The sequence below is a fragment of the Aminobacter sp. P4_H6_2 genome (genome assembly GCF_056400805.1).
The window spans coordinates 1-9,108 of sequence record NZ_JBFUKO010000174.1; the positions used below are offsets into that span (position 1 = coordinate 1).

The 9,108-nt window shown below is 63.0% G+C and carries 11 protein-coding genes and 1 pseudogene; 1 reads left to right on the forward strand and 11 read right to left on the reverse strand.

What is annotated here, in order from left to right:
* The 6 genes from AC1DUU_RS14425 to AC1DUU_RS14450 form a co-directional block, all read right to left on the reverse strand.
* Nucleotides 1-711, reverse strand: a 711-nt coding sequence (locus tag AC1DUU_RS14425; RefSeq protein ID WP_476784095.1) for a thymidine phosphorylase, incomplete at its 3' end; no start/stop codon positions are given.
* Between the two features lie 34 nt (nucleotides 712-745).
* Entirely contained in the window at nucleotides 746-1,552 is an 807-nt protein-coding gene (locus AC1DUU_RS14430) for a purine-nucleoside phosphorylase (RefSeq protein WP_476784096.1), read from the reverse strand.
* Complete coding sequence (gene cdd, locus AC1DUU_RS14435; RefSeq protein WP_476784097.1) at nucleotides 1,549-1,941, reverse strand: cytidine deaminase; 393 nt, start codon at nucleotides 1,939-1,941, stop codon at nucleotides 1,549-1,551. The genes AC1DUU_RS14430 and cdd overlap by 4 nt, the downstream gene beginning before the upstream one ends.
* A 2-nt stretch (nucleotides 1,942-1,943) precedes the next feature.
* Nucleotides 1,944-2,915, reverse strand: coding sequence for an ABC transporter permease (locus AC1DUU_RS14440; RefSeq protein WP_476784098.1), 972 nt, complete (start codon nucleotides 2,913-2,915; stop codon nucleotides 1,944-1,946).
* A gap of 1 nt (nucleotide 2,916) precedes the next feature.
* Nucleotides 2,917-4,059 carry an ABC transporter permease gene (locus AC1DUU_RS14445; RefSeq protein WP_476784099.1) on the reverse strand — a complete coding sequence of 381 codons (1,143 nt, stop codon included), beginning with the start codon at nucleotides 4,057-4,059 and terminating at the stop codon, nucleotides 2,917-2,919.
* Nucleotides 4,056-5,588: an ABC transporter ATP-binding protein gene (locus tag AC1DUU_RS14450; protein WP_476784100.1), complete on the reverse strand. Its 1,533-nt coding sequence runs from the start codon at nucleotides 5,586-5,588 to the stop codon at nucleotides 4,056-4,058. The genes AC1DUU_RS14445 and AC1DUU_RS14450 overlap by 4 nt, the downstream gene beginning before the upstream one ends.
* A gap of 158 nt (nucleotides 5,589-5,746) precedes the next feature.
* On the opposite strand from AC1DUU_RS14450, the gene AC1DUU_RS14455 reads away from it, so the two are divergent.
* Nucleotides 5,747-5,956 (forward strand): SlyX family protein, encoded by a 210-nt coding sequence (locus AC1DUU_RS14455; protein WP_476784101.1) that lies wholly within the window; start codon nucleotides 5,747-5,749, stop codon nucleotides 5,954-5,956.
* Nucleotides 5,957-5,978: 22 nt separating this feature from the next.
* Here AC1DUU_RS14455 and AC1DUU_RS14460 read toward each other — a convergent pair whose 3' ends face one another.
* The 5 genes and pseudogenes from AC1DUU_RS14460 to AC1DUU_RS14480 all read right to left on the reverse strand — a co-directional run.
* The gene (locus tag AC1DUU_RS14460; RefSeq protein ID WP_476784102.1) at nucleotides 5,979-6,350 is read right to left on the reverse strand and encodes a VOC family protein; all 372 of its coding nucleotides are present in this window, start codon (nucleotides 6,348-6,350) and stop codon (nucleotides 5,979-5,981) included.
* 83 nt (nucleotides 6,351-6,433) lie between these two features.
* A complete protein-coding gene (locus AC1DUU_RS14465) occupies nucleotides 6,434-7,423 on the reverse strand; it encodes a BMP family lipoprotein (RefSeq protein WP_476784103.1) in 990 nt (329 codons plus the stop codon).
* A gap of 197 nt (nucleotides 7,424-7,620) precedes the next feature.
* On the reverse strand, nucleotides 7,621-8,286 hold the full coding sequence (gene msrA, locus AC1DUU_RS14470) for a peptide-methionine (S)-S-oxide reductase MsrA (protein ID WP_476784104.1): 666 nt from the start codon (nucleotides 8,284-8,286) through the stop codon (nucleotides 7,621-7,623).
* Between the two features lie 62 nt (nucleotides 8,287-8,348).
* On the reverse strand, nucleotides 8,349-8,669 hold the full coding sequence (locus tag AC1DUU_RS14475; RefSeq protein WP_476784105.1) for a hypothetical protein: 321 nt from the start codon (nucleotides 8,667-8,669) through the stop codon (nucleotides 8,349-8,351).
* Nucleotides 8,670-8,760: 91 nt separating this feature from the next.
* Nucleotides 8,761-9,108: pseudogene (locus AC1DUU_RS14480) on the reverse strand (hypothetical protein); the annotation flags it as partial.

The following is a 9,108-nucleotide window of genomic DNA, read 5'->3' on the forward strand; positions in this document are numbered from 1 at the left end:
TGTGATGAGGGCGGTGGTCTTGAGACCAGCACCATTGGCGACCTCGACCAGGCTGGTGGCGAGGGCCGAAGCGTCGCGCGCGCTTTCCATGAAGGCGCCGTTGCCGATCTTGACATCGAGCACCAGTGACTGGAGCCCGGCGGCGAGCTTCTTGGACAGGATGGAGGCGGTGATCAGCGGCACGGACTCGACGGTCGCGGTGACGTCGCGGACACCATAGAAACGTTTATCGGCGGGTGCCAGGTCGGCGGTCTGGCCGATGATGGCGCAGCCCGTCTCGCGCACGGTGCGCCTGAACAGCGCAAGATCGGGCTGGCTGGCATAACCCGGGATCGAATCCATCTTGTCGAGCGTACCGCCAGTGTGGCCAAGGCCGCGCCCTGAAATCATCGGCACGTAGGCGCCGCAAGCGGCAACGATGGGTGCAAGCATCAACGAGACGTTATCGCCGACGCCACCGGTGGAATGTTTGTCGGTAACCGGCCCAGGCAGATCCGACCAGTCGAGCACGTCGCCTGAATCGCGCATGGCAAGGGTCAGTGCCACTGCTTCGTTGCGCTTCATGCCGTTGAAGAAGATCGCCATGCCGAAGGCAGCGATCTGGCCTTCGGAAACCGTGCCCTTGGTGATGCCCTTGACGAAAGCGGCGATTTCCTCGGAGCCGAGCGGCTTGCCGTCGCGCTTGCGGCGGATGATTTCCTGGGGGAGCATCTAGAGGGCGCTCGCCCTATGTCCCGCCTTTGCCTCACTCATCATGCATGCCCTTCTCGAACATCTTGCGCAGCACCGTGGCCAGGCGTCCGCCGCCGATGGGCGCCATGTCTTTGGTCTCGCGGTGCGAAAGCTCAGCTCCCGTCATGCCGGCGGCAAGGTTGGTGATGACCGAGCAGGCGAGCACCTTGAGGCCGAGAAACCGCGCGATGATCGCTTCGGGCACCGTCGACATGCCAACCGCATTGGCACCGAACATGCGCGCCATGCGGATCTCGGCCGGGGTCTCGAAGGAAGGGCCCGAGAACCACATGTAGACGCCCTTGTGCAACTCGATGCCGGCGGCGGCTGCCGCCGCCTCGAACGATTTGCGCAGTCGGGCGTCATAAGCCTCGGTCAGGCCGACGAAACGGCGGTCGGTCGGCTCGCCGAACAGGGGATTGGTCCCGGAGAAATTGATGTGGTCCTCGATCAGCATGACCGAGCCGGGCAACATCTCGGGATCGACGGAGCCGGCGGCATTGGTCAGCACCAGTTGAGTGACTCCGATACCGGCCAGCGTCTCGAGTGCGGGGCGCATGGCCGACGCATCGCCCTGCTCGTAGTAGTGGGCGCGGCCGGCCATCATGATCACCGGCTGGCCACCGAAGATGCCGGCCACAAGCTCGCCGGCATGGCCGGTGACACCGCTTCTGGGGAAACCGGGCAAGGCGGCATAAGGAATGCGAATGGCGTCTTCGACTTCGTCGACGAGGCCGCCGAGACCGGAGCCCAGCACCATGGCGGTGGCGGGTGTGAGCCCGTCAAGCTGCTCGACGAGGCGGTCAACGGCTTCCTTCATTTGAGCATCTCGCCTTCAAAGCCATAAGGCAGCATCTGGCCCATGGTCACCGTTTCAACGATACCCGCGTCGTCGCAGAGATAGAGCTTGGTGTCTGCGTTGGCGAACTCGGCGAGACGCTGGCGGCAGCCGCCACAGGGCGTGATGCGGGCCATGCGTTCGGCGACCACGGCAATTTCAGTGATCTTGCCACCGCCAGCCATGATGTAGTGCCCGAGTGCCGTGGTCTCGGCACACCAGCCTTCCGGATAAGACGCGACCTCGATATTGGCGCCGGCAAAGACCCGGCCGTCTTCGGTGCGCAGCGCCGCGCCGACMGGAAATTTCGAATAGGGCGCGTAGGCCTTGGCCATGGCGGTGCGGGCGGCAAGGAATAGGTCGTGTGACAAAATCAGCGCTCCTTCACATAAGGCACGCCACCGGCACGCGGCGGAATGGCCTTGCCGATGAAGCCGGCGAGCAGGATGACGGTGAGGATGTAGGGCAATGCCTGCATCAGCTGCACCGGCACCTTGCCGATGAGCGGCAGCGGCGTGCCCTGCAGGCGGATCGACAGCGCGTCGAGGAAGCCGAACAAAAGGCAGGCAAACATTGCCGGCACCGGCTTCCACTTGGCGAAGATCAGTGCGGCCAGCGCGATGTAGCCACGCCCGGCGGTCATGTCCTTGACGAAGCCGGCATTCTGGGCGAGCGCCATGTAGGAACCGGCAAGGCCGGTCAGGATACCGGTGCAGATGACGGCGCGATAGCGCAGCCAGGCGACCGAGATGCCGGCGGTATCGACAGCTGCCGGGTTTTCGCCGACGGCGCGCAGGCGCAGGCCAAAGCGCGTGCGAAACAGCACCCACCAGGTGAAGGGCACGGCGAGGAAGGCGACATAGGTCAACAGCGAATGGCCCGACAGCAGGCCGGAATAGAGCTGGCCGATGACAGGCACATCGCGCAACGCATCGGCGCCGGGCAGATTGATGGCGCCGAAGCGAGCCTCCGGTGGCAGCGACGGCGTGCGTCCGCCCTGCTGGAACCAGGCCTGGCCAAGGATGATGGTCGAGCCGGCGGCGATGAAGTTGATCGCCACGCCCGAGACGATCTGGTTGCCGCGGTGGGTGATCGAGGCAAAGCCGTGAACCAGCGCCATGCCGATCGATACAAGAACCGCAACGAGCAGGCCGATCCACGCCGAAGCAAAGACCGCAGCCGCAGCAGCCCCGGCAAAGGCGCCGGCCAGCATCTTGCCTTCAAGCCCGATGTCAAAGACGCCGGCGCGTTCGGAATAGAGGCCGGCGAGGCAAGCGAGCAGCAGCGGCACCGAAACGCGGATGGTCGAATTCAGGATGTTGATGAGCGCGTCAACGAATTCCATTTCAGGCACGCTCCCCTTTGGTCGCCGAAATTCCGACCGATCGCGGACTGAAGCTCGCGAAAATGCCCTGGATGGTCGGGCGGAACATGTTCTCCAGCGCACCGGCGAACAGGATGACCAGGCCTTGGATGATGACGATCATGTCGCGGGAGATGTTGGGCATCTCGAAGGCGAGTTCAGCGCCACCCTGATAGAGCATGCCAAACAGGATCGCCGCCGGCACGATGCCGGCCGGATGCGAACGGCCCATCAGAGCTACAGCGATGCCGACGAAACCGGCGCCGGAGACGAAATCCAGCGGCACGTTGTGCTGGTCGCCCATGATCGGGTTGAGCGCCATCATGCCGGCGAGCGCGCCTGAGATGACCATGGTGACGATGATGATGCGCGTTTCCGAGATGCCAGCGTAACGCGCGGCCTTTGAGCTGAAGCCATAGGTGCGAATCTCGTAGCCGAGCTTGGTGCGCCAGATCAGCACCCAGACAAGGAAGGCCATTACCAGGGCGAGCAGGAACGAGATGTTGAGCGGCGCCGATGGCCTGACCTTGAGGCCGAATTCGGCCAAAAGCCAGCCGAGCTTGGGCAATTGGCCCCCTTCGAGGAACTGGCGCGTCTGCGGTGCCATCGAGCCCAGCGGCTTCAGCACGTTGACCAGCATGTAGACCATCACGCTGGCAGCGATGAAGTTGAACATGATGGTGGTGATGACGATATGCGAGCCGCGCTTGGCCTGGAGATAGGCCGGGATCAGCGCCCACAGGCCGCCAAACAGCGCCGAGGCCACGATCGCCAGCGGAAACACCAGCCACCAGGGCAGTGTGCTGTCGAAAGACAAGGCGACGATGGCGATGCCAAGGCCGGCGATGTAGGCCTGACCCTCGCCGCCAATGTTGAACAGGCCGCAATGGAAGGCGACAGCCACGGCAAGGCCGGTGAAGATGAAGTTGGTGGCGTAGTACAGCGTGTAGGCGATGCCCTGCCCGCTGCCGAAAGCGCCCTCGACGAGGATGACGGCGGCGCGCAGCGGGTTTTCGCCGACGAGCAGCACGACGAGGCCCGCCACCGCAAAGGCGACCAGCAGGTTGATGAGGGGAATGAGCCCGTAGTCGGCCCAGGCCGGCAGTTTTGCGTAGGGCACACTCATTCGGCGGCTTCCTTGTGCTCGACGCCGGCCATCAGCAGACCAAGCTCGCCTTCGCTGGTTTCTGGCCCGCGCTCGCCGACGATGCGGCCGGCGAACATCACCAGGATGCGGTCGGACAGCGAGCGGATCTCGTCGAGCTCGACCGAGATCAAGAGCACGGCCTTGCCCTGGTCGCGCATGGCGATCAGGCGCTTGTGGATGAATTCGATGGCGCCGACGTCGACGCCGCGGGTCGGCTGGCCGACGATCAGCACGCCGGGGTCCTGCTCGATTTCGCGGGCGAGCACAATCTTCTGCTGGTTGCCGCCGGAAAAATTGGCCGTCTTGAGCCGGGGATTGGCCGGGCGGATATCGTATTTCTCGATCTTTTGCTGCGCGTCCTTCTGGATCGCGTCGAGATTGAGGAACGGGCCTTTCAGATATTGCGGCTTGTCGTGATAGCCGAGGATCGAGTTCTCGCTTTCGTCAAAGGAGAGGACCAGACCGACGTGATGCCGATCCTCGGGCACGTGAGCGAGGCCACGGTCGCGCAGTTCGCCGGGGTCGGCCTGGCCGGTCAGGTCGATCGGCTTGCCGTCGAGCATGACCGTACCGGAGACCGCCTTGCGGATGCCGGAGACGGCTTCCATCAGTTCGGACTGGCCATTGCCGGCGACACCGGCGATGCCGACGATCTCGCCGGCGCGCACGTCGAGCGACACGTTGTCGACCATGGTGACGCCGCGCGAATCCTTGACCGTCAAGTTCTTGACCATCAGCTTGACGTCGCCGGGATTTGCCTCGCCCTTTTCGACGCGCAACAGCACGCGGCGGCCGACCATCAGCTCGGCCAGTTCCTCGACAGTTGTCTCGCTGGTCTTGCGCGTCGCGACCATCGTGCCCTGGCGCATGACCGAAACATTGTCGGTGATCGCCATGATCTCGCGCAGCTTGTGGGTGATCAGCACCACCGTCTTGCCCTGGTCCTTGAGCTGCTTGAGGATGCGGAACAAGTGATCAGCCTCGGCCGGCGTCAGCACGCCGGTCGGCTCGTCAAGGATCAGGATCTCGGCGCCGCGATAAAGCGCCTTGAGGATTTCGACGCGCTGCTGCAGGCCGACAGGCAGCTCTTCGATGAGCGCATCGGGATCGACCTCGAGACCGTATTCCTGCTCCAGGCGACGAAGCTCCGAACGCGCCTTGGCGATCGATTTCTTGAGCAGGGCCTCGCCCTCGGCACCGAGGATAATGTTTTCCAGAACCGAGAAATTCTCGACCAGCATGAAGTGCTGATGGACCATGCCGATGCCGGCGGCGATGGCATCGTTCGGCGTCTTGATTGCGGTCGGCTTGCCGTTGACCCGGATTTCGCCGCTGTCGGCCTGGTAGAAGCCGTAGAGGATCGACATCAGCGTCGACTTGCCTGCGCCGTTTTCGCCGATGATGCCGTGGATCGTGCCGCGCGGGATTTCGAGCGCGATGTCGCGGTTGGCGCGGACCGCACCAAAGCTCTTGTTGATGCCGATCAGTTCGATAGCCATTTCCGCCATGCGACCGTTCACCTCAGGTTTCTTATGTTCTTGTTATGGCTTGCCGAAAGAGCTAGCACGCCCATACTGCCCTGCCAATCGGCTCGGCCAACGGCCCCCGACAATTGGCGGATACGCCCGCGAAACGCCCCGAAAGTCCGGACCGAAGAGGATCGCCCATGACAACCCCCCAGGACCGGCTGACGACGCTCGAAATCCGCGCCGCCGAACAGGAGCATACGATCGAGGAGCTTTCCGGCCAGATCGCCGAACAGTGGAAGGTGATCGACCGCATGCAAAAGAAGCTCGACGCGCTTGCCGAGCGGTTTCTCGCGCTCGAAGAGCAGTCGGCGCCCGACACCCCGGTGACCAAGCCGCCCCACTGGTGAATCCAGCTTTCGCTGCCAAGGTTCAAGCCGGACCGGCCGCGTCGGATGGCTGCCACAGTTCGATCGGATTGCCCTCGGGATCGTGGATCCGACAAAACCGGCCGACCTCCGAGTCCCATTCCGCTCGCGTCTCCACCGCGATTCCGGCTGCCCTCAGGTCCGACATCGCAGCGTCGAGGTCATCGACACGCAGATTGATCAACCATTGCTGCTCCGGGCGGCCGAAGTACTCGGTGTCCTGGCTGAAGGGCGCGAGGATCGTCGGCCCCGCCTGTTGTTTCCAGACCTCACGCGCAATGTCCGAGATGCCGAGGTGCTTTTCGTACCAGGCAGCGAGCGCTTGGGGGTCCTTGGCGCGAAAGAAGAAGCCGCCAATTCCGGTCACGGTGAACATCGACTGCCGTCCCAAAGACAGGGCCACAATGATCACGCCGCCGGACGATGCCCGGCGGCGTGGATTTCGATCGGACTAACCGATCAATAGGGGCACTTGTCGTCCGAGGTGTAGTCGTGCACCTGGACGGTACCGGCGATGATGTCGGCCTTGGCCTTTTCGACGGCAGCCTTCATCTCGTCGGTGACGAGCGCCTTATTGTTGTCGTCCATGGCGTAGTCGACGCCACCTTCCTTGAGGCCGAGATTGTTGATGCCGCCTTCGAACTTGTCGTTCTTGGCATCCATGAAGGCGTTGTAGACGGCGACATCGACGCGCTTGAGCATCGAGGTCAGCACCTTGCCCGGCTGCAGGCCGTTCTGGTTGGAATCAACGCCGATGCCGAGCTTGCCGCCATCGGCGGCAGCCTGGAGCACGCCGACACCGGTGCCGCCGGCCGCGGCGTAGATGACGTCCGCGCCCTGCGAGATCTGGGTCTTGGTGATTTCGCCGCCCTTGGTCGGGTCGTTCCAGGCGGCAGGGGTGTCGCCGGTCATGTTCTGGATGACTTCGGTCGCACCGGCTGCCTTGGCACCGCCGACATAACCGCAGCCGAACTTGCGGATCAGCGGAACGTCCATGCCGCCGACAAAGCCGACCTTCTTGGACTTGGAAGCGAGAGCGGCCATGACGCCGACAAGGTAGGAGCCCTCATGTTCCTTGAACACGATCGACTTCACATTGGGCTTTTCGACGACCATGTCGATGATGGCGAACTTGAGGTCCGGATAGTCGACCGCGACCTTGTCGAGTGCTTCGGACCAGGCGAAGCCGGCCATGACGATCGGGTTGCGGCCATCCTCGGCGAAGCGGCGCAGCGCCTGATCGCGCTGCGAGGCGTTGGAGACTTCGAACTCGACATAAGGAATGCCGGTCTCCGCCTTGAACTTCTCGGCGCCGTTGAAGGACGCTTCGTTGAACGACTTGTCGAACTTGCCACCGAGATCGTAGAGCAGCGCTGGCTGAACGTCAGCTGCAAGCGCCGGAAGGCACATGGCGGTGGCCGCCAGAAGGCCGAGAACGATACGTTTCATGTGATCCACACCCTGTCGGTTGTCTTTTCTTGCGATTGCCGCGCAAGCCGTTCCTCGGGCTCGCGCACAGCACATGGCAGAGTCTAAATTCCCCCCGCGCATCGGCATATCTTGCACGGTCCAAGACAAAATTCACGCGGAATCTTGACCTTTTGGAAAAATGCACAGGCGTTGCAAATGGATCGTGAAACGAATGCCTAAACGGTGGCCTGCTGGGGGATTGCGCAAGCAACGCCAGTGCCCTTGAGGCCACAATAGCCATAGGGATTCTTGGCCAGATATTGCTGGTGGTCTTCTTCGGCGAAATAGAACTCGGGCGCTGGTTCGATCTCGGTGGTGATCCTTTCGCGGCCGGCACCCTTGAGGGCCGCCTGATAGGCATCGCGCGAGGCGACCGCCTCCGCCTGCTGGTCTTGCGAGAACGTGTAGATCGCCGAACGATAGGTTGTGCCGACGTCGTTGCCCTGGCGCATGCCTTGCGTCGGATCATGCGCCTCCCAAAAGATCTTCAGCAATTGGGCATACGAAACCTCTTTCGGGTCGAACACCACCAACACCACCTCGGCATGGCCGGTCAGCCCTGTGCAGGTCTCCTGGTAAGTCGGGTTGGGCGTGAGGCCGCCGGCATAGCCGACAGCCGTGACCCATACGCCCGGCGTCTGCCAGAACAGCCGCTCGGCACCCCAGAAGCAGCCGAGGCCGAACATCGCCGTCTCGAACCCTTCAGGGTACGGCCCCTTGAGCGGGCGCTTCGACACGTAATGTTTCGAAGCGGTCGGGATCGGCCGCTCACGGCCGGGCAGCGCTTCGCTGGGGGCTGGCATCTTGAGCTTTTTGTTCAGCATGTCGCTCAGGAAAAACATCTCGCATGCTCCCTTTTTTGTTTCACCGAATCTGTATCGTGCCGCAGCGTCGACGCTGGCGCTCACACTTCGGCAGTGAAGCGGCCCGGACGCCGCCTGTGGCCTATGGCGTAAAGCAGAAAAGCAAGGGCCGCGAAGATCGCAAAGCCCGGCAAATTGAGCACCGGCATGATGACACTGTCCCAAAGTGCTGGGCTCGCTTTGTCGCTGACAAATGTCTCGGTTGCGGCAAGCGTAGTCGGCGAGGCCGTCGACCAGCTGGTGTCGAGCGGTGTCATCACCAGACGCGACACCGCGACAGTGCGCGTGGCATCGAGCACCGCCATGATGACGGCCACCGAAAGTGCGATCGCAGCGGCGAGACGGAACACGAAGCGGATCATCAGCGGTCCTGGATATCGGTTTCAAAGCGAGAAATAGGATGGGTGGCGTGCCAGCGCAATCATGGACACGCCGAATTGACAGGCAAATGGCTCAAACTGCAGGCTTCGGCTTGCGGCGATTTACGCGCCAGACAGCGAAGATGCCGCCGCCGATCGCCCCGACCAGCATGCCGGCAAGGCCGACCAGCACCACGAAGTAGCCGCAGGCGCCTTCAAAGCAGCTCATGTCGGTCGCCTCGGAAATGCCGCTGCCGGCCGCAAGCCCGACACCCGCGCCCACCGCCCCGCCGACGATGACGCCGACAAGCGCCGCAAAGAGCGAAATCAGCAGGCCGGGACGAGCGCGTTCGTCATTGCTGAACACGGCCCGCGCCCGATGCGTTCGGCCGACCAGAAAGATGAGGAAGAGGCCAATCGCGATCTCGCCACCATCCCATGC